The sequence below is a fragment of the Comamonas sp. A7-5 genome, from assembly GCF_039581385.1.
GTDB classification, from domain to species: domain Bacteria; phylum Pseudomonadota; class Gammaproteobacteria; order Burkholderiales; family Burkholderiaceae_C; genus Comamonas; species Comamonas thiooxydans.
Genome location: NZ_JBCPWO010000002.1, coordinates 459,666 through 477,930, shown reverse-complemented (window position 1 = coordinate 477,930; position 18,265 = coordinate 459,666). Strand labels below are relative to the sequence as shown.

The following is an 18,265-nucleotide window of genomic DNA, read 5'->3' as shown; positions in this document are numbered from 1 at the left end:
CCTATACTTGGCAGTTTGCAACGAACAGGGATGGATCACATGAATCACAGGACGCTGAGCACATTGCTTTTTTCGCTTGCCGTGTCGCCAGCCGTCTTCGGCCAGACCTTCATCTGCCCCACGGGCCCCGGCCCCGGCCAGCGCCAGGTCGGCATGACAGGCGGCTCACCGGGTCTGGCCTCGGTGCCCGTCTGCGAGCAGTTCAGCTCCGCGCCCGCCGCCACCCAACGCGCCGAACCGTCGCCCGCCGATGCCTTGGGCGGTCTGGCGCGCAGCCAGCTGGAGCTGCTGCGCGAGGGGCAGGAGCTGATCAAGGAAGGACAGAGAATTGCACAAGACCCGCAGTATCAGAAACTGCGCAAGGGCTACTGGATGTTCTCGCATGACGAGAAAAACCCGCGCTCCGGTCTTGAATGTGCGGCGATCTTTGGCAGCATGTCCGGTGCCGTTCAGCTTTCCGGCCCCACGGCCAAGCACAACGGTGCCCTGCTGACCTTTCTGGGCATGGACATTCCCCAGCCCGCCAGCCCGCGCAAGATCAGAACCACGCTGACCCAGAACCAGGACCGGCCCCAGGAGGTCGGCGCCATCAACTACACCATGTCCAATGGCAAATGGGGAGCCATCGTCTATGCGCTGGGCGGCCCCGAAGCACTGGTCAAGGAGCTTGGGGAAGAGGAAGAAGCCCGCTTCAAGGTCTCTGTGGAAGGCAAGGAGGTCATCAGCACCTTCTACAAGGAAGGCGGCAAGGCCCGTGAATTTCTGAGCAAGTGCATGGCCGGTCAGCCGACGAAGTAAAGGACCCCGGCCAGCGCTAGCTGCGCGGACTCTGCCCCAGTTGCCGGCAGGCCATCGCGCCCAGATCCTGCATCGCCCTCTCCATGAGTTCGTTGACCGGATGGGTGCAGGCCAGGCGCATGCAGTGCTCATACCTGCCGGAGTTGGAAAACATGCTGCCCGGCGCAATACGTATGCCGCGCGCCAGGGCTGCCGTGAACAGGTCCGATGTGGACATCTGCGCGGGGAACTCCAGCCACAGGCACAGGCCGCCGCCTGGCAGGCTCATGCGCGTGCCCAGCGGGAAATGACGTGCAACCAGTCTGGCCATGGCCTCGCGCTGTCGCTTGAGCTGCTGCCTGAGCTTTTCCAGACTGCGCTGATGGGTGGGTGACCCCAGCACCTCGGACACGACCAGTTGCCCCAGCGTCTGGGTATTGCGGCTTTGTGCAAATTTCAGCATCTGGATGCGGCCATGCCATTGGCCGCCATTCATCCAGCCCTGGCGCAGGCCCGGCGCCAGACTTTTGTTGAAGGCCTGGCAATAGATCACATGCCCGGATACGCTGTCCCAGGCCTTGAGCGGCTTCACCGGCAGTCCTTCGACAAATAGACCGTAGGAGTCGTCCTCGATCAGCGCCGCCCCATGGGCTGCACACAGGGCCACGAGTCTGGCCTTTTTCTCGTCCGGCATGCGCGCGCCCAGCGGCATCTGCAGATCCGGCACCACCACCACGGCCTTCAGGCGCGGCTGGGTCTGAAAAGCCAGCTCCAGCGCCTCGATGGACATGCCGGTGCGCGGGCTGCAGGGAATCTCCAGCGTTTTCAGCTGCAAGGACTCCACTACCTGCAGCAGGCCGTAATAGGTTGGCGATTCGACGGCCACCATGTCCCCGGGTGATGCCACGGCAGCCAGCGCCAGACTCACCGCTTCGGAATTGCCGGTGGTTGCCAGCACATCGGCAGGTGCAACACGGATACCGGAGGCCAGCGCCCGTCTGGCCATGGCCTGCTGAAACAGCGGATGATTGCCCTGATTGGCCAGCAGAGAGCGCCCCTGCGAGAGCAGCGTCGGATGCTCGCGCAGCAGCCTGGTGACGGTCTTGTTCAGATAGTGATGATCGAACAAGGAGGCAGGCGGCGTGCAGCCACCGATGTCCATATAGACCTCGGCCTGACGGCCGCGCTCGAGCAGCAGAGAAATATGCTCGTTGATGCCCACGAAATGCGCATGCGCGCCGGGAGACAGCGGCTGGCTCAGGTCCGGTTCGCTGGTCAGAGGAATATCGCCCGTCATCGTCGCGCACACGAAGTAGCCCACGCGAGGCCTGGCCTCCAGACAACCCTGCGCTTCCAGAAAACGCAGCACCTGCAAGGCCGTCGAGAGACTGATGTCATGCCGCGCCATCAGCTCGCGCACCGACGGCATGCGCTCCCCGGGCTTCAGGCTCCCCAGCTCCATGGCCTTGCTGTAGTGCGCGGCCAGCCGTTGATACAGCGGCAGCAGCACATCGCCTGTCGCATGATCGGCAGGCTGTGATTCGGAGGTAGTGGAAGTCAGCATGATGACAAAAACGCAGGACCGGACAGGCATCATGCCAGCAAGCCCTGTTCTGCAACAGATACAGATTGTCAGCAAACATACCGGAACAGATGCACCGAAATCCACGCTGCTACGCCTGCACGGAACGCTTGCTGTACCTGTTCTGCCAAGCCGTGCTTCCCTACGCTTGAGGGCCTGAATCAAAGACCTCCAGCCACCATGTCACAGCCGAACTTCCCCTCGAAAATACATAGCCTCAACAGCGACCAAGCTGCATCGCTGCTGTTTGAACCAGGCAGCGAACTGTTCTGCCAACAAGGGCCGCTGCGTCTGGCCATCGGGCCGCTGAGCTTTACCGACAATCACTTCGGTCAGGTCATGGTGCTGCAAACCGGGCAAAGCTGGCGTTGCCCCAGTCGCACCTGGGTGCAGCTGAGCACGCCGGCAGGTGCGGCCTGGATTCAATATCCGGCGGCACGGATACAGCAAAGCCGGGCAGCGCAGCGGCTTGAAGAGGGAAAAGGCCTGAGCTTCGCGCTTGCCAGAATCTGGCAGCAGCTTGGCAAGCTCGGCCTCAGACGTGGGCAGCGCGCAGCTTGACGGAGAAATCCTTGAGTGCCGCAATGCCGCTGGCCTCGGCGCGCTGGCACCAGGCCTGCAGTTGACCGGTCAGTTGCTCGCGACTCAGGCTGGTGTTGAGCCACAGCTGACGCAGCTCTTCGCGCATGACCAGCATCTGGTCAATCACCGGGTGCGCAGCGCGCGCCTGCGCCAGTTGGCTCTGGGCACGCTCGGGCACCTTGTCGGCATCGCGGTGCAGCCAGCGTTGCACGCCCTTGAGCAGGGAAACATCCGACTTCTGTGCCTGCTTCTGCTTGAGCAGGTCCAGCTCGTGCTGAACCGCCGTGCGCACGCCGCGCGCATAACGGGCCATAACCTCGTAGCGATTGGCAATGATGGCTTCCAGCGTCAGCTCGTCGGCCACAGGCTTGACGGCGCCCATGCGCAGGCGCGGCGGGGTTTTCTTGACCTTGGCCCAGCCCAGCTTCTGCATAAGGCTGATATAGACCCAGCCGATATCGAACTCGTAGGGCTTGACGGAGAACTTGGCCGAAGTGGGAAAGGTATGGTGGTTGTTGTGCAGCTCTTCGCCGCCGATGATGAGGCCCCAGGGCACCAGATTGGTGGAGGCATCCGTCGCCTCGTAGTTGCGATAGCCCCAGAAATGCCCCACGCCGTTGACCACGCCCGCAGCCCAGAATGGAATCCAGACCATCTGCACGGCCCAGATCGACAGGCCGATCACGCCGAACAGCGCCACATTGAGGATGAGCATCAGCGAGGGGCCCATCACCGAATGGCGGTAGACATTGCGCTCCATCCAGTCATCGGGCGTGCCGTGACCGTATTTCCTGAGCGTTTCCTCGTTCCTGGCCTCGGCACGGTACAGCTCGGCACCTTCACGCATCACCTTGCCCAGGCCGCGCGTCTGCGGGCTGTGCGGGTCATCTGCGGTCTCGCACTTGGCGTGGTGCTTGCGGTGGATGGCTACCCATTCCTTGGTCACCATGCCCGTGCCCAGCCAGAGCCAGAAGCGGAAGAAATGCGAGGGAACAGGCCCCAGATCCAGTGCCCGATGCGCCTGGCTGCGGTGCAGATAGATGGTGACACCCGCAATCGTGAAGTGGGTGGTGATCAGGGTGTAGAGCAGCAATTGCCACCACGTCAGATCCCACAGGCCATTGGCCATCCAATCCACGACGGCATTCCAGATCGAGGCTATATCCAGCGACATAAATAACAAAGCCTTTGGCAAAAAACCGCGCCCACTCGATAAGCACGGTCGTGCCATTTTATGTGAGCCGCCGACCGGTCTGTTGTCGATTCCCCGACAGCAGATACCGGATTTGCACCGAAGTTACGCCTTTTTCACCCAAACAGCGGCGAAAAACCCGTCTGTCTCGTGCTGATGTGGCCACAGACGCAGATAGCGTCGACCCTCGTCACCGCCGCTGCAAAGCTTGTCGCCGTCGGCAATCTTGAGCTGCTCAAGCACCTCGCCCGCGTCCATCGGAACGAACTCGGGGTGAGCGGCGCTGAAGGCTTCGGCAATGGCCTCGTTTTCCTCTGGCAGGATGGAGCAGGTGGCATAGATCAGACGGCCGCCGGCCTTGACCAGGCGCGCGCTGCTTTCCAGGATGGCTGCCTGTTTCTGCGTCAGCTCCTGCACGGCCTTGACGCTCTGGCGCCACTTGAGGTCGGGATTGCGGCGCAGCGTACCCAGGCCCGAGCAGGGAGCATCGACCAGCACGCGGTCGATCTTGCCGGCCAGGCGCTTGACGCGCTCGTCGCGCTCGTGGGCAATCGCGGCAGGGTGGACATTGGAAAGACCCGAACGCGCCAGACGAGGCTTGAGCGCATCCAGGCGATGACCCGAGACGTCGAAGGCATACAGGCGGCCGGTGTTGCGCATGGCCGCGCCAATGGCCAGGGTCTTGCCGCCGGCGCCAGCGCAAAAGTCCACCACCATTTCGCCACGCTTGGCATCCAGCATCAGTGCCAGCAGTTGCGAGCCTTCGTCCTGCACTTCGATGGCGCCGCGGTTGAAGGCATCAATCTTGGCCAGCGCAGGCTTGCCGTCCACACGCAGACCGATGGGCGAGAACGGCGTGGGCTCGGCCTTGATGCCGGCTTTTTCCAGTTCCTTGCGCAGATCGGAGCGCTTGTCGTTGAGCGTGTTGACACGCAGGTCCAATGGAGCTGCCTGCTCCATGCTGGCGGCCAGTGCCCAGAATCCATCGCCCAGCTGGGCCTTGAGCGGCTCGACCAGCCATTCGGGCAGATTGTGACGGTGCGCCTCCATCAGCTCTTCGGGCTTGACGCCGTCGCAGGCAGCCAGCCACTTGAGTTCCTGGGGCGTCAGCGCGGCCTTGATAAAGGTCTCGCTGTCCTGGCCGTCCTTGTTCTTGACCTTGCCTTCCTTCTTGGCCTGCTCGCGCAGCACGGCGGCAAAGCCCAGGATGGCCAGCCGGCGCTCACGTGCGCCGCTGCCCGAATGCGCCAGCGCTTCGAACAGCAGCTTCTTGCGCAGCACGGTGTAGACGGTTTCGGCCAGGGTGGCGCGCTCGCGCGGGCCCAGATAGCGGTTTTCGCGGAAAAAGCGGGACACCACGGCATCGGCCGGGTGTTCAAATGTCAGGGCGCGCTTGACGAGTTCAGAGCAAGCGTCGAGAAGGGCTTTGGGATGCATGGGCGCAATTGTCCCACTCTCGCCCTGGCCCTGGCTGGCACCAGAAATCTATGAGGCCGGCCTGCTCCAAACGATTCATAGTAAAAACAGGCTTCAGCCCTTTTCCTTCAAGCATTTACAGCTCATCTTTTTAAAGCATCATGTCCGACCACGATCTGCCTGCACTCATCACCACCGAGCCCGGTCTCTACGAACACTACAAAGGCATGCGCTATGAAGTCATAGGCACGGTGCGCCACAGCGAGACGCTGGAGCCCATGACGCTATACCGCGCGCTTTATGGCGAGCGTGGCCTGTGGGTGCGCCCGGCCGCCATGTTCAACGAGACGGTGGTAATCGACGGCGTGGAGCGGCCACGCTTTCGCCGCCTGCCCGCCGAGGAGCAGAAATCAGCATAAAGACAGGCTCTATCGCTTACCTATAAAGAAATAGAAGCTATCAAATCTGATCAAGCCTTGATCAGATTGAGCACGGCTTGCGGATAGATGATGTGCTCCTGCACCAGCACGCGTGCAGCCAGCAGCTCGGCCGTGTCACCCTGCAGCACGGGCACCACGGCCTGCTCCAGGATGGGGCCCACGTCGAGCTCGGCCGTCACGCGGTGCACGGTGCAGCCCGCAAACTTGCAGCCCGCATCGATCGCTCTCTGATGGGTGTGCAGACCGGTGAAGGCCGGCAGCAGCGAGGGATGGATGTTGATCAGCCGGCCCTCATAGTGCGCAACAAAGCCTGGCGTGAGAATGCGCATGAAGCCGGCCAGCACCACCAGATCAGGCGCATGGCGATCGATGACCTGCGTCAGCTCGGCATCAAAGGCCTCGCGGCTGTCGAACTGCTTGTGATCCAGAACCTCGGTGGCGATGCCGTTGTCCCGCGCGAACACCAGGCCCTTGGCCTCGGCCTTGTTGCTCACCACGGCGCTCACGCGGGCGTTGTACTGCTTTGCCCAGTTCTGCTGCTGGGATGCACGCACAATGGCAGCCATGTTCGAGCCGCCGCCCGAGATGAGGATCACGATGTTTTTCATGGGCGGCGATTGTCGCATTGACGGACAAACCCTATCGGGTTTGCACCAGTTCCTGTGCGCTGCCCTAAGACTTTCGAGGAGACCCCATGCCGTTTGACCCACGCAACACCCCTTTGAGCGCCATCGAAGCCCGCGTTCTGGCCACGCTGATGGAAAAGGCCCGCACCGTGCCCGACAGCTATCCGCTCACGCTCAACAGCCTGGTCACGGGCTGCAACCAGAAGTCCAGCCGCGACCCGGTGATGGAGGTCAGCGAGGGCGAGGCCCAGGAGGCACTGGACAGCCTGCGCCTCAAGACCCTGTCGGTGCAGATCAGCAGCGTGCGCTCCACGCGCTGGGAGCACAACTTCCCGCGCGGCATTGGCGTGCCCGACCAGTCGGCCGTGCTGCTGGCCCTGCTGATGCTGCGCGGCCCCCAGACCGCTGGCGAGCTGCGCATCAACTCCGAGCGCTGGCACCGCTTTGCCGACATCTCCTCGGTCGAAGCCTTTCTCGACGAACTGCGCGAGCGCAGCGAGGAAAAAGGCGGTCCGCTGGTCGTGCAACTGCCGCGCGCCCCCGGTGCCCGCGAACAGCGCTGGGCCCATCTGCTTTGCGGCCCGGTGGATGTCAACGCCCTGGCAAGCACCAGCAGCGCCAGCACAGGCGGCAATGCATCGGCCCTGCAGCAGCGTGTGGATGCGCTCGAAACCGAAGTCGCCCAGTTGCGCGCCACCGTGCAGATGCTGTGCGAATCGCTGGGCGTGGAACCGCCTGCAACCCCGGCTGAATGAATCCCGACAGAAACTGATAGCTGCCAGCGTTCATCCAATAATCGCTGGCGGCCTGTTTCATTACAAACGACCCGCCAGTGCCAAAAACTGGCGCACGCCAAGCAAAGGAAGGCCGGCACAGCCGCTCAGGAGGTGCTCATCCCTGGGGTTTCCCGCCATTTGTCGCAACCCGGACAGCCAGAAAAAGAACGTGCGTGCTACAAATCTCCAGCATTTGCAGGAGACAACGCATGGACTTGGCATTCACCCCTGAAGAACAGGCTTTTCGCGAAGAGATCCGCAGTTGGGTGCGGGCAAATCTGCCCGAGGATATTGCGCACAAGGTGCGCAACGATCTGCACCTGACGCGCGAGGACATGCAGCGCTGGGCCAAGATTCTGGGCAAAAAAGGCTGGCTCGGCTACGGCTGGCCCAAGGAATTCGGCGGCCCCGGCTGGAGCGCCGTACAAAAGCATTTGTTCGAGGAAGAATGCGCACTCGCCGGCACGCCGCGCATCGTGCCCTTCGGCCCCGTGATGGTGGCGCCGGTCATCATGGCCTATGGCACACCAGAGCAGCATCGGCGCTTTCTGCCCGGCATCGCCAGCGGCGAAGTCTGGTGGAGCCAGGGCTATTCCGAACCGGGCTCGGGCTCGGACCTGGCCAGCGTCAAGACCCGCGCCGAACGCGTGGGCGACAAATACATCGTCAACGGCCAGAAGACCTGGACCACGCTGGGCCAGTACGGCGAGTGGATCTTCTGCCTGGTGCGCACCAGCAACGAGGGCAAGCCCCAGACCGGCATCAGCTTCCTGCTGGTCGACATGAAGTCGCCGGGCGTGACCGTGCGCCCCATCAAGCTGCTGGACGGCTCGCACGAGGTCAACGAGGTCTTTTTCGACAATGTGCAAGTGCCTGCCGACCAGCTGATCGGCGAGGAAAACAAGGGCTGGACCTATGCCAAGCACCTGCTCAGCCACGAGCGCACGAATATCGCCGATGTGAACCGTGCCAAGCGCGAGCTGGAGCGCCTCAAGCGCATCGCCAAGACCGAAGGTGTCTGGGAAGACCAGCGCTTTCGCGATCAGATCGCCCTGCTGGAGATCGATGTGATCGCGCTGGAAATGCTGGTGCTGCGCGTGCTCTCGGCGATGAAGTCGGGCAAGAACCCGCTGGACATCGCCGGTCTGCTCAAGATCAAAGGCAGCGAGATTCAGCAGCGCTACTCCGAGCTGATGATGCTGGCCGCAGGCCCTTATGCCCTGCCCTATATCCAGGAAGCCATGGAAGCCGGCTACCAGGGCGATTTTCCTGGCGACGTGCTGGGCAATGCGCCGCTGGCCGCGACCTACTTCAATATGCGCAAGACCACCATCTATGGCGGCTCCAACGAGGTGCAGCGAAACATCGTCGCGCAGACGGTGCTGGGCTGATTCGGAACTGGCGGCAGCGCGGATATTTCGCTTGCGCGAACTCGCACTGCTCCCCCGCGCCCCCTCCGGGAGGGGGTTCTTGCTAGAGCTTCGCTGAATGTGATGGTGCGCAAAGCGCACTCGCTTCAGCAGCAGGAGACAAATATGGATTTCGATTTTTCCGACGACCAGCAGCAACTGCGCGATGCCGTGGCCCGCTGGGTGGACAAGGGCTATACCTTCGAGCGCCGCCAGAGCATTGCCAAGCAGGGCGGCTTCTCGCGCGAGGTCTGGAACGAACTGGCCGAACTGGGCCTGACGGCCCTCACGGTGCCCGAGCAATATGGCGGCCTGGGCCAGGGCGCGGTTGATGTGATGGTGGTCATGGAGGAGCTGGGCCGCGGTCTGGTGATGGAGCCGCTGACCCAGGCTTTTGTGGCTTCCGCCCTGCTCGGACAGTTCGGCGACGAAGCCGTCAAGCAAACCTGGCTGCCCCGTATCGCCAGCGGTGAAAAGCTGGTGGTGCTCGCATCGCAGGAGCGCAAAGCGCGCTACCAGATTGATGTTTGCGCGGCAAAAGCTTCCAAATCCGGCGATGGCTATACGGTAGATGCTAGAAAAAACATTGTTCCTGCAGGCGACCAGGCCGACGCCTTCATCGTGCCGGCACAGCTTGACGGCAAGATTGCGCTCTTCCTCGTCGAGAACGGCCGCGAGGGTGTGAGCAGCAAACCCTATGCCACCCAGGACGAAGGGCGCGCGGCCGACCTGGTCTGCCATGCCGCATCGGCCACCCTGATCACTACCAACGGCGTGGCAGCCCTCACCCTTGCACAGGACGTGGCCAATGCCGCGCTGTGCGCCGAAGGTGTGGGCGTGATGGAACAGACGCTCAAGCTCACGACCGAGTACATGAACCAGCGCAAGCAGTTCGGCGTGGTGATCTCCAGCTTCCAGGCCCTGCGCCACCGCGTGGCCGACATGAAGATGCAGCTGGAGCTGGCCCGCTCCATGAGCTACTACGGCACGCTCAAGCTGGTGGCGCCTGCCGAGGAGCGCCATGTCGCCATCGCCCGCGCCAAGGTGCAGCTGGGTCAGTCCATGCGGTATGTGGGCCAGCAGGCCGTGCAACTGCATGGCGGCATCGGCGTGACGGACGAATATGTGGGCAGCCACTACTTCAAGCGCCTGACCCAGATGGAGATGACGGGTGGCGACACCTTGCACCACCTGGGCACGGTATCGGCCCATATGCAGGACAGCGCTGGCGTCTTTGCCTAAAAGCCTGCATCAACATTCATCAAAATCACGGCAACTGCATTCAATCCAAAACTAAAAGTCAACAGCACGCTTCGGCGTGCTGTTTTGCTTCCTGCATGCACTATGGACCCTGCCGCTCTTCCTATGATTCTTGCGCCATTCACAAGAATCATAGGAGACATGCATGAGCAAGCAAGACAGCGAAAAGTATCTGCTGGAGTCCATCCGCCTGGCCATGGGCAATGTCAAGGGCCGCGAATCCGCGACCTGGCCTTTCGGTGCCGTGCTGGTGCGTGACGGCAAGGTCCTGGCGCGCGCCGTCAACCAGGTCGATGATCTGTGCGACCCCACGGCCCACGCCGAGATGCAGGCCCTGCGCATTGCCGCCAAGGCCCTGGGCAGCACGGATCTGTCCGGCTCGGTCATGTATGCCAGCGGCTATCCCTGCTCCATGTGCCACACCGCCATGCTGCTGGCCGGCGTGAAGCAGGTGTACTTCGCCTACTCCAACGAAGACGGCGAGCCCTACGACCTGTCGGCTGCACGCGGCTATGAGGAGCTGGCTCGCCCCGAAGGCCGGCGCGAACTGCCCGTCATCAGCCACCGCGTGCGCGATGCCGGCGAGGACCTGTACCAGGCCTGGCAAAAGGCCGTGGACGAAGATCGTGCCACGGTCTAGCCAGCACTGGCTCCAGCCGCCATCATGAACAAAGCCCTGAATGACGAGTTCAGGGCTTTTGCATTCTGGAGGACCTCAGGTCAGCAGATAGTCCACCGGCTTGAGCGGCGCCGGAACCTGGGGGTCGCCCAGCGACTGGCTGAGGCTGATCTCGATGCTGCGGCAGATGCTGTCCAGTGCCAGGTCGTTGCTTTCCATGCCGAATGGCTCTTCCAGCTCGTCACCCAGCACATCGAGACCGTAGAAGGTATAGGCCACGATGGCTACGACAAACGGCGTCATGAAGCCCGTGATGTCCACCAGGCCGAACGGCAGCAAAAAGCAGTACAGATGGGCCGTGCGGTGCAGCAGCAAGGTGTAGGAAAACGGAATCGGCGTATTGCGGATGCGCTCGCAGGAGGCAGCGGCCGTCGTGAAGCCATTGAGGGTGCGGTCCAGCTCCACGGCCAGGCAGGGGTCTATGCGCTGGTCGCGCACACACTGGCCCAGATCCTTGCCCATGGCCAGCATCAGCGCATCGGTGCGCTGATTCAGCGGCAGCAGTTGCAGGCGCTGCCACTCGGCATGAGTCAGCCACTGCTGGGCCGCCACATCGTCCTTGAGGCTGCGCAGCTGGGCCCGCAGCACATGAGAAAAAGCCACGGCCCGGTGCACCATGCGCACCCGCACATCGCTGGCCCGCTGGCGCGGGTCTATGGGGTGATCGAGCTCGATCAGACTCAGGCACTGGCGGGCCAGCGTGCGTGCATAGATCACGATCTCGCCCCAGAGCTTGCGTCCTTCCCAGTAGCGCGCATACGCGGTGTTGTTGCGAAAGCCCAGAAAAATCGCCAGCGGCAGGCCGATCAGGGTGAACGGAATCGGCGTGATGGGGATCTTTGTGTGGAACAGCGTGCCATGCGCCACGGTGACTATGATGGCCAGCACAATATTGACGGCAAGCACGCCTTTGATGCGTTGCAGCACCGAGCCCCGGACAATCCACAGCAGCTTGAAGCCCGACGGGCGATCTCTGACGATCATGAAAACGAGAAATAAGGTCTAAACCCGAATTCAATCACAAGCATCCGGGGATTTCAGCCAGCGCCGAGAACTCCCACTGCGGCAGTAGGCAGCCAGGGCCGCGCCAGCACGCTCCATGCGGCATCTGCTGCACATGGGCAGCGCCCCCGACATAGGGCTCCCCCTACAGCCAGCATAAGAAAAGCCCCGCATTGCGGGGCTTGGGCGGCGATAGGGGCTCAGGCGGCCTGCAGGCTGCCAGCACTCACGCGCTGCGCTAGGCGCAGGCGGCTGATGAAGCCGATCTGGCGCAGGGCTTCGGCAAACTCCTGCTCGGTGCCGCGCTCAGTGCGCGAGGCCAGTTCGGCAAACAGGCCGGCGCGCGTGTAGTGGCGCACGCAGGCGATGAAGGGAAAGCCATGGCGCGTGCGATAGGCCTGGTTCAGCTCGGCCAGGCGCTCGCCCTGCTCCTGCGCCAGATCCCCCAGGCCCGCGCTTTGCTGCTCCTGCTGGGAGTCAACGGTCAGCGTGCCGGAGCGCACGGCGCTGGCCGACAGCTCGGGGTGACCACAGAGAAAGTGCAGGGTCTGCTCACGTGGGCTGCCATGCACGGCGGCCAGCATGGCCTGGTGCAGTGCGTCCAGGCTGGCAAAGGGGCGCTGCTGCGCGGCTGCCTCGGCCACCCAGGAGGCGTATTCAAAAACCTCGCCGAGCGCGGCCGCAAAGTCTGCGTGCGTCATGACGTTGAGCTCGTCGAGCGTGGGGATGGAGGAGATAGTGGTGCTAGTCATGGGGCCAGTGTAGGAAGCGCGTTTCCCGCCTCACAGTGCTGGCTTGTTATAGCCCGTATAGCAGCCGGCTACGTCGATGCCGTCAGCACCTGCGAGGCCTGATTGAGCAGAGCGCGCAGCCAGATATGGGAGGCATCCCGATGCCGGGACGAATGCCAGAGCTGGTAGAAGCGCATGACGCGGTTGCCCATGGGCAGAGGCACCATGGCCAGCGGCAGCCGCCTTGCGTGATAGGCCGCGAAATGGCGGCTGGTGGTCAGCAGCAGATCGGTGCCCGCCAGCAAGTCCGGAGCCAGCGAGAAATGCGAGCATTGCACGCGGCCGTCACGGCTCACGCGCATAGTGCCCAGACTGCTCTCCACCACGCCGCGCTGATCGGGCGAGTAAGGCGTGAACACCACATGCGCGGCCTGCAGATAGTGCTCGGCCGTAAGCCGACCCGGCTGCGCCAGAGGATGCTTCTCGTCGAGCAGGCAGACCACCTCGTCCTCGAGCAGCGTGGACATGTGCAAATGCTCGGGCGGGCTCGGCCAGTTGCCGATGACGATATCCACCTCGCCGCTTTGCAGGGCCTGCTCGTAGTCGAAGTTCTGGCCCAGCGGCAGCAGGACCAGCCTCGCGCCCGGTGCTTGCGCACGCATGAGCTGGACCACACGCGCCATGAAGGGCGGTGCCAGATAGTCGGGCATGGCGATGGTGAAGCGCAGTTGCGTGGTCTCGGCCACAAATTCCTTGCCGACGCTCAGCAAACCGTCGATCAGCCCCAGCGCCGCACGTGCCTGCTCCACAACCTGGAGTGCACGCGCCGTCGGCACCATGCGGTTCTTGTCGCGCACCAGCAGCGGGTCGTTGAAGATGGCCCGCAATCGCCGCAGCGCCGCGCTGATGGCCGGCTGTGACTGATTGAGGCGTATTGCCGCGCGCGACACGCTTTTTTCGCTGATCAGGGTGCACAGCACGCGCAGCAAATAGGTATCGAACGGTTCTTCGCTGCGAGACACGTGTTTTCCCTAGAGATATGCATTTTGCTATGCGGCTCATAGCAGGCGCTTAGTTTCGCATATCGCCACAAGTCGCGACCATGCAAGTGTCCGCAAACCCAACAACAAATTTCCGAGACAAGGACTTGCCATGAGTGCTCACCATGTGCCGATCAGCGGCACTGCTGCGTCCGTCGATCAGGTCGACGCCACCTACTCCAAGATTTCCTGGCGCCTGCTGCCCTTTCTGGGCGTGCTGTGGGTGCTGGCCTGGCTGGACCGCGTCAACATCGGCTTCGCCAAGCTGCAGATGCTCGACGACCTGAAGTTCAGCGAAGCCGTCTACGGCCTGGGCGCCGGCATCTTCTTCATCGGCTACTTCCTGTTCGAAGTGCCCTCCAACATGCTGCTGCAGAAGATAGGCGCCAAGAAGACGGTGATGCGCATCACCATAGGCTGGGGGCTGATCTGCATCTTGCAGGCCTGGGTGACGACACCGACCCAGTTCTACATCCTGCGCTTTCTGATGGGCGTGTTCGAGGCTGGCTTCTACCCCGGCATCATCCTCTACCTGACCTACTGGTATCCGTCCAAACGCCGCGCCAAGGCCTTCGGAACCTTCATGTCGGCCTCGGCCATCGCCGGCGTCATCGGCGGCCCTCTGGCCGGCGGCATCATGACCTGGGCCGCAGGCGCACACGGCATGCACGGCTGGCAGTGGCTGTTCATCATCGAAGGCATCCCCTCGGTGCTGGCCGGCATCTTTGCCTACTTCTACATGACCGACCGCCCCGAGGAAGCCAGATGGCTCACCGACACGGACCGCGCCGTCGTGCGCCAGCAGCTCGAGATCGACCAGAAGGCCCAGGGCGAGCGCCACAGCGACTGGCGCACCCTGTTCGGCAACCCCATGGTGTGGCTGCTGATCGCCGTGTTCTTCTGCCTGCTGTGCGCCAACTCCACGCTGACCTTCTGGATTCCCACCGTGATCCGCGAAGCGGGCTTCACCTCGCCCATGGAGGTGGGCTGGATCGCCGGTGCAGCCTATCTGCTCGGCGCGGCCGGCATGATCATCAACGGTCGCCATTCCGACCACCGTGGCGAGGTGCGCTGGCACTTCGCGGGCTCGGTCCTGCTGGGCGCCGTGGGCATGCTGGCCCTGGCCGTCACCATGGGCATGGACAGCATCCCCGTGCTCGTGGCGCTGACGGCCATGGTCCTGGCACTGGTGGGCACCATGAGCGCGATCCCCGTGTTCTGGCAGATGCCCAATATGCTGCTCAGCGGCGGCGCTGCCGCAGTGGGCGTGGCGCTGATCAACTCGGTGGCCAATCTGGCCGGCTTCGGTGCCCCCTATCTGATGGGCGTGATCAAGGCCTCCACCGGCAAGGTCGCTCCGGGCCTGTACCTGGTGGCCATCGTGGAAGCCCTGGCAGCCGTTCTCGCCATCGCCTTCGTCGCCCGCATCCAGCGCCGCAAGAACGCCTGAAGGAGTCATCCCGCATGCACCCCACACCCACACCCACACCCACACCGACCCCGTCGCGCCGACAGTTCGCACTCTCGGGCCTCGTGCTCGGCGCCTCGGCCCTGACGGGCGCACACGGCGCGCTGGCCGCCGACACACACCCGGCAGCGCCGGCCCAGGCCACCGGCCCCATCGTGCTGCATGGTGTCAGCCCGCGCCTGACCATGCATGCCGTGGACACCTTCCATGGCTCTGCAGCCACGGGCTTGCGCATCGACTTTTCGCGCTTCGACGGCGAAACCTATGTGCCGATACGCAGCTTTGTCGTGAACGCCAACGGCCGGGCCGACGAGCCGCTGCTGATCGACGACAGCTACCGCAGCGGGCGCTACGAAATGCTGCTGCACGTGGACGAGTACTTTGCTGCCAAGGGCGCCAAGCTGCCGCGCCCGGCCTTTCTGTCCAAGGTGCCGGTGCGCTTCCAGATCGTGAACACGGCAGAGCGCATCCATCTGCCCATCCAGTTCGGCCCCTGGAGCTACACCTATTCGCGCGGCAGCTGAGCCGGCATATCCGCGTTCTATCGCAACCCATCGAAAGACCACTATGGCAGGCATCAGCACCCATGTACTCAACCTCACCACCGGTCGCCCCATAGCCGGCATGCGGGTGGAACTCTACGACGTGGCGCAGACCCCGGCGCAGCGTCTGAACAGCACCCGTACCAATGCCGATGGCCGCACCGACGCCCCCATGCTGCCCGCCACCGCGGCCCGCACCGGGGACTTCGAGCTGCGCTTTTACACAGGCGAGCATTTCAAGGAGCCCACGGCGCTGTCGGAAGAAGTGCTGGTGCGCTTTTCCATCTTCGACGCGGCCCAGCACTACCACGTGCCCATGCTGTGTTCGCCGTGGTTCTTCAACACCTACCGCGGCAGCTGATTTTTTACCAAGGAGAACGACTCGATGAACAACGAAAACGACAGCGGCAAATACCTGCTTGAGTCCATACGCCTGGCCATGGGCAATGTCAAGGGCCGCCAGCAGCCCACCTGGCCCTTCGGCGCCGTGCTGGTCAGGGACGGCCAGGTACTTGCCCGCGCCGTCAACCAGGTCGACGAGCTCTGCGACCCCTCGGCCCACGCCGAGATGCAGGCTCTGCGCATGGGCGCCAAGGCCCAGGGCAGCACCGATCTGTCGGGGGCCGTCATGTATGCCAGCGGCTACCCCTGCTCCATGTGCTATACGGCCATGCTGCTGGCCGGCGTGAAGCAGGTGTATTTCGCCTACTCCAACGAAGACGGCGAGCCCTACGACCTGTCGGCCGCGCGCGGCTATGTGGAACTGGCCAAGCCCGAAGATCAGCGCGAGATGGCCCTAATCGGCCAGCGCGTGCGCGACACGGGCGAAGACCTCTACGAGGCCTGGCAAAAAGCCGTCTCCGCCACCGTCTGAACGCGTTTCTGTCCTCTTGCTCCTGCCCCGCGGCGTCAGCCCGGGGCTTTTTTATGCCCTAGCTGCGCCAGCGCGATCCACGCGGCACATGGGCCACGAGAAACTCCATCTGGTCGGCCAGAATGCGGCGGTTTCTCAGGATGAAGTCCTCCCACAGCGTGGGCGTGTAGGGGGTGTAGAGCAAGGGCATGCGGGCCTGCTCCGGCGTTCTGGCCCCCTTGCGGTGGTTGCAGGCGCGGCAGGCCGTGACCAGATTCATCCAGCTGTGCTGCCCGCCGGTGCTCACGGGAACAATGTGCTCGCGCGTGAGATCGCTCTCATGGAAGCGCCGCCCGCAATAGGCGCAGACGCAGCGGTCACGAGCAAAGAGCTTGCCATTGGTCAGACCCGGCAGCAGCTCATGCGGGTTGATGTTCGGCATGCCCTTGGTGCCGATGATGGAGTTGATGTGAATGACTGACTGCTTGCCGGTCACCGCATTGTGGCCACCGCGAAAGCAGGCGATTTCGACACCGGCTTCCCAGCGCACATCTTCTGCTGCGTAATGCAGCGCCGCCTGCTCCAGCGTTACCCAGGACTGCGGCAGCCCCTGGGCTGTCAGCTTCAAGACTTTCACAACCAGCCTCCATACAGTCAAACATCGACCACGGAAAACGGACAAGCGTCTTGGCGCTTTTGCGCACAATCGTGCAGCCTGCACAGCTGCCTGATTTGAAGCAATATACTCTGAAACTATGTCAAATTGACGGCTTGTGTCGCATGCATCGGCGCCAGTTGCTACAAATAACAAAGCAGCCCATGAAGATTTTTCGCGGTATCAATCATCCCGGCCTGGCTCCGGCCTGCGCTGTGACCATTGGCAATTTTGATGGTGTACACCGGGGACATCAAGCCATGCTGGGCCTGCTCAAGGCCGAGGCGGCACAGCGCGGCATTCCCAGCTGCGCCATGACCTTCGAGCCGCACCCGCGCGACTACTTTGCCAAGAAGTTGGGCAAGCCTGAGCTGGCGCCGGCCCGCGTGGGCACGCTGCGTGACAAGCTCAGCCAGCTCGAGGTCTGCGGCGTCGATCAGGTCGTGATCCTGCCCTTCAACCAGGCCTTGGCCAGCCAAAGTCCCGAGGACTTCATTCAGGACGTGCTGATCTCGGGCCTGGGCGCCAAATACGTGCTGGTGGGCGACGACTTCCGCTTTGGCTCCAAGCGCGCCGGCGATTACGCCATGCTGGACAACGCCGGCCAGGCCCTGGGCTTTGATGTGGCCCGCATGAACAGCTATGAAGTCCATGGGCTGCGCGTCTCCAGCACGGCCGTGCGCGAGGCCCTGGCCGCCGGCGACATGCAGCAGGCCGCCAAGCTGCTGGGCCACCCCTACCGCATCTCGGGCCATGTGGTGCATGGCCGCAAGCTGGGCCGCAAGCTGGCCGAATCAATGAGCGGAGCCGAGGACGGCTTTCGCACGCTGAATCTGCGTTTCGACCACTGGAAACCTGCCGCCAGCGGCATTTTTGCCGTGCTGGTGCATGGGCTGACGGACCAACCGCTGCAGGGCGTGGCCAACCTGGGCGTGCGCCCCTCGCTGGACCCCAACGACATCAACGGCGGGCGGGTGCTGCTGGAGACCCACTGTTTCGATTGGCCCGCTCAACTGGGTGGAGAAGGTGCCTACGGTAAAATCATCCGCGTGGAACTTCTGCACAAACTGCACGACGAGCTGAAGTATGACAGTCTCGATGCCCTGACGGTCGGCATCGCCAAGGACTGCGATGACGCGCGCGCGTTTTTCGCCTCGGCCCACATACCGTCTCACACCTCGTCGCACACAGAGACCCGTCGCCAGACCACGCGCGACCGAATTTGAAGCTCGCTG

General features: G+C 63.1%; 20 protein-coding genes. 12 read left to right on the top strand and 8 right to left on the bottom strand.

Going from position 1 to position 18,265, the window contains the following annotated elements:
- Positions 1-39 precede the first annotated feature (39 nt).
- Positions 40-798, top strand: a complete 759-nt coding sequence (locus tag AAIL67_RS05155) for a hypothetical protein (RefSeq protein WP_034356590.1) — start codon at positions 40-42, stop codon at positions 796-798.
- A gap of 16 nt (positions 799-814) precedes the next feature.
- Here AAIL67_RS05155 and AAIL67_RS05150 read toward each other — a convergent pair whose 3' ends face one another.
- Positions 815-2,239, bottom strand: coding sequence for a PLP-dependent aminotransferase family protein (locus AAIL67_RS05150; RefSeq protein ID WP_343483550.1), 1,425 nt, complete (start codon positions 2,237-2,239; stop codon positions 815-817).
- 300 nt (positions 2,240-2,539) lie between these two features.
- On the opposite strand from AAIL67_RS05150, the gene AAIL67_RS05145 reads away from it, so the two are divergent.
- Positions 2,540-2,920 carry a hypothetical protein gene (locus tag AAIL67_RS05145; protein WP_224649912.1) on the top strand — a complete coding sequence of 127 codons (381 nt, stop codon included), beginning with the start codon at positions 2,540-2,542 and terminating at the stop codon, positions 2,918-2,920.
- On the opposite strand, the gene AAIL67_RS05140 is transcribed toward AAIL67_RS05145, so the two are convergent.
- Together AAIL67_RS05140 and AAIL67_RS05135 are read right to left on the bottom strand one after the other, a co-directional pair.
- Positions 2,895-4,115 (bottom strand): fatty acid desaturase, encoded by a 1,221-nt coding sequence (locus AAIL67_RS05140; protein ID WP_343483507.1) that lies wholly within the window; start codon positions 4,113-4,115, stop codon positions 2,895-2,897. The genes AAIL67_RS05145 and AAIL67_RS05140 overlap by 26 nt on opposite strands.
- Positions 4,116-4,238: 123 nt before the next feature.
- Complete coding sequence (locus AAIL67_RS05135; protein ID WP_034356523.1) at positions 4,239-5,570, bottom strand: RsmB/NOP family class I SAM-dependent RNA methyltransferase; 1,332 nt, start codon at positions 5,568-5,570, stop codon at positions 4,239-4,241.
- A 140-nt stretch (positions 5,571-5,710) separates the two neighbouring features.
- On the opposite strand from AAIL67_RS05135, the gene AAIL67_RS05130 reads away from it, so the two are divergent.
- Positions 5,711-5,968 carry a DUF1653 domain-containing protein gene (locus AAIL67_RS05130; protein ID WP_034356520.1) on the top strand — a complete coding sequence of 86 codons (258 nt, stop codon included), beginning with the start codon at positions 5,711-5,713 and terminating at the stop codon, positions 5,966-5,968.
- A 50-nt stretch (positions 5,969-6,018) separates the two neighbouring features.
- Here AAIL67_RS05130 and purN read toward each other — a convergent pair whose 3' ends face one another.
- The gene (gene purN / locus AAIL67_RS05125; RefSeq protein WP_034356517.1) at positions 6,019-6,597 is read right to left on the bottom strand and encodes a phosphoribosylglycinamide formyltransferase; all 579 of its coding nucleotides are present in this window, start codon (positions 6,595-6,597) and stop codon (positions 6,019-6,021) included.
- Positions 6,598-6,683: 86 nt separating this feature from the next.
- On the opposite strand from purN, the gene AAIL67_RS05120 reads away from it, so the two are divergent.
- The 4 genes from AAIL67_RS05120 (at position 6,684) to AAIL67_RS05105 (ending at position 10,700) form a co-directional block, all read left to right on the top strand.
- Entirely contained in the window at positions 6,684-7,370 is a 687-nt protein-coding gene (locus AAIL67_RS05120) for a YceH family protein (protein ID WP_034356514.1), read from the top strand.
- A 230-nt stretch (positions 7,371-7,600) separates the two neighbouring features.
- Positions 7,601-8,782, top strand: a complete 1,182-nt coding sequence (locus tag AAIL67_RS05115; protein WP_343483506.1) for an acyl-CoA dehydrogenase family protein — start codon at positions 7,601-7,603, stop codon at positions 8,780-8,782.
- Between the two features lie 144 nt (positions 8,783-8,926).
- Positions 8,927-10,042 (top strand): acyl-CoA dehydrogenase family protein, encoded by a 1,116-nt coding sequence (locus AAIL67_RS05110; RefSeq protein ID WP_063662071.1) that lies wholly within the window; start codon positions 8,927-8,929, stop codon positions 10,040-10,042.
- A gap of 163 nt (positions 10,043-10,205) precedes the next feature.
- The gene (locus AAIL67_RS05105) at positions 10,206-10,700 is read left to right on the top strand and encodes a nucleoside deaminase (protein WP_003067888.1); all 495 of its coding nucleotides are present in this window, start codon (positions 10,206-10,208) and stop codon (positions 10,698-10,700) included.
- Between the two features lie 75 nt (positions 10,701-10,775).
- Here AAIL67_RS05105 and AAIL67_RS05100 read toward each other — a convergent pair whose 3' ends face one another.
- The 3 genes from AAIL67_RS05100 to AAIL67_RS05090 all read right to left on the bottom strand — a co-directional run bounded on the left by AAIL67_RS05100 (position 10,776) and on the right by AAIL67_RS05090 (position 13,494).
- Positions 10,776-11,723: a bestrophin family protein gene (locus tag AAIL67_RS05100; RefSeq protein ID WP_034378593.1), complete on the bottom strand. Its 948-nt coding sequence runs from the start codon at positions 11,721-11,723 to the stop codon at positions 10,776-10,778.
- A 218-nt stretch (positions 11,724-11,941) separates the two neighbouring features.
- Positions 11,942-12,493, bottom strand: coding sequence for a 2-oxo-4-hydroxy-4-carboxy-5-ureidoimidazoline decarboxylase (gene uraD, locus AAIL67_RS05095; RefSeq protein ID WP_343483505.1), 552 nt, complete (start codon positions 12,491-12,493; stop codon positions 11,942-11,944).
- A gap of 68 nt (positions 12,494-12,561) precedes the next feature.
- The gene (locus tag AAIL67_RS05090; protein ID WP_343483504.1) at positions 12,562-13,494 is read right to left on the bottom strand and encodes a LysR family transcriptional regulator; all 933 of its coding nucleotides are present in this window, start codon (positions 13,492-13,494) and stop codon (positions 12,562-12,564) included.
- Positions 13,495-13,624: 130 nt separating this feature from the next.
- On the opposite strand from AAIL67_RS05090, the gene AAIL67_RS05085 reads away from it, so the two are divergent.
- Genes AAIL67_RS05085 through AAIL67_RS05070 form a run of 4 tightly spaced genes read left to right on the top strand, consistent with a single transcriptional unit; the run spans position 13,625 to position 16,396 of the window.
- Complete coding sequence (locus tag AAIL67_RS05085; protein WP_343483503.1) at positions 13,625-14,962, top strand: MFS transporter; 1,338 nt, start codon at positions 13,625-13,627, stop codon at positions 14,960-14,962.
- A 14-nt stretch (positions 14,963-14,976) separates the two neighbouring features.
- Positions 14,977-15,504, top strand: a complete 528-nt coding sequence (locus AAIL67_RS05080; protein ID WP_343483502.1) for a hydroxyisourate hydrolase — start codon at positions 14,977-14,979, stop codon at positions 15,502-15,504.
- 43 nt (positions 15,505-15,547) lie between these two features.
- Positions 15,548-15,883 (top strand): hydroxyisourate hydrolase, encoded by a 336-nt coding sequence (uraH, locus tag AAIL67_RS05075; protein WP_343483501.1) that lies wholly within the window; start codon positions 15,548-15,550, stop codon positions 15,881-15,883.
- 24 nt (positions 15,884-15,907) lie between these two features.
- Positions 15,908-16,396 carry a nucleoside deaminase gene (locus AAIL67_RS05070; protein WP_343483500.1) on the top strand — a complete coding sequence of 163 codons (489 nt, stop codon included), beginning with the start codon at positions 15,908-15,910 and terminating at the stop codon, positions 16,394-16,396.
- Positions 16,397-16,454: 58 nt separating this feature from the next.
- Here AAIL67_RS05070 and AAIL67_RS05065 read toward each other — a convergent pair whose 3' ends face one another.
- The gene (locus AAIL67_RS05065) at positions 16,455-17,012 is read right to left on the bottom strand and encodes an HNH endonuclease (RefSeq protein WP_003066139.1); all 558 of its coding nucleotides are present in this window, start codon (positions 17,010-17,012) and stop codon (positions 16,455-16,457) included.
- Between the two features lie 182 nt (positions 17,013-17,194).
- Here AAIL67_RS05065 and AAIL67_RS05060 point away from each other — a divergent pair, with 182 nt between their 5' ends.
- Positions 17,195-18,256: a bifunctional riboflavin kinase/FAD synthetase gene (locus AAIL67_RS05060; protein ID WP_034356484.1), complete on the top strand. Its 1,062-nt coding sequence runs from the start codon at positions 17,195-17,197 to the stop codon at positions 18,254-18,256.
- The last annotated feature ends 9 nt before the right edge of the window (positions 18,257-18,265 follow it).

Bases quoted from the DNA above. Each gene is read 5' to 3' on its own strand.
- AAIL67_RS05155 (WP_034356590.1), top strand. From the start codon at position 40: ATGAATCACAGGACGCTGAGCACATTGCTTTTTTCGCTTGCCGTGTCG.
- AAIL67_RS05150 (WP_343483550.1), bottom strand. From the start codon at position 2,239: ATGGAGCTGGGGAGCCTGAAGCCCGGGGAGCGCATGCCGTCGGTGCGC.
- AAIL67_RS05145 (WP_224649912.1), top strand. From the start codon at position 2,540: ATGTCACAGCCGAACTTCCCCTCGAAAATACATAGCCTCAACAGCGAC.
- AAIL67_RS05140 (WP_343483507.1), bottom strand. From the start codon at position 4,115: ATGTCGCTGGATATAGCCTCGATCTGGAATGCCGTCGTGGATTGGATG.
- AAIL67_RS05135 (WP_034356523.1), bottom strand. From the start codon at position 5,570: ATGCATCCCAAAGCCCTTCTCGACGCTTGCTCTGAACTCGTCAAGCGC.
- AAIL67_RS05130 (WP_034356520.1), top strand. From the start codon at position 5,711: ATGTCCGACCACGATCTGCCTGCACTCATCACCACCGAGCCCGGTCTC.
- purN (WP_034356517.1), bottom strand. From the start codon at position 6,597: ATGAAAAACATCGTGATCCTCATCTCGGGCGGCGGCTCGAACATGGCT.
- AAIL67_RS05120 (WP_034356514.1), top strand. From the start codon at position 6,684: ATGCCGTTTGACCCACGCAACACCCCTTTGAGCGCCATCGAAGCCCGC.
- AAIL67_RS05115 (WP_343483506.1), top strand. From the start codon at position 7,601: ATGGACTTGGCATTCACCCCTGAAGAACAGGCTTTTCGCGAAGAGATC.
- AAIL67_RS05110 (WP_063662071.1), top strand. From the start codon at position 8,927: ATGGATTTCGATTTTTCCGACGACCAGCAGCAACTGCGCGATGCCGTG.
- AAIL67_RS05105 (WP_003067888.1), top strand. From the start codon at position 10,206: ATGAGCAAGCAAGACAGCGAAAAGTATCTGCTGGAGTCCATCCGCCTG.
- AAIL67_RS05100 (WP_034378593.1), bottom strand. From the start codon at position 11,723: ATGATCGTCAGAGATCGCCCGTCGGGCTTCAAGCTGCTGTGGATTGTC.
- uraD (WP_343483505.1), bottom strand. From the start codon at position 12,493: ATGACTAGCACCACTATCTCCTCCATCCCCACGCTCGACGAGCTCAAC.
- AAIL67_RS05085 (WP_343483503.1), top strand. From the start codon at position 13,625: ATGAGTGCTCACCATGTGCCGATCAGCGGCACTGCTGCGTCCGTCGAT.
- AAIL67_RS05080 (WP_343483502.1), top strand. From the start codon at position 14,977: ATGCACCCCACACCCACACCCACACCCACACCGACCCCGTCGCGCCGA.
- uraH (WP_343483501.1), top strand. From the start codon at position 15,548: ATGGCAGGCATCAGCACCCATGTACTCAACCTCACCACCGGTCGCCCC.
- AAIL67_RS05070 (WP_343483500.1), top strand. From the start codon at position 15,908: ATGAACAACGAAAACGACAGCGGCAAATACCTGCTTGAGTCCATACGC.
- AAIL67_RS05060 (WP_034356484.1), top strand. From the start codon at position 17,195: ATGAAGATTTTTCGCGGTATCAATCATCCCGGCCTGGCTCCGGCCTGC.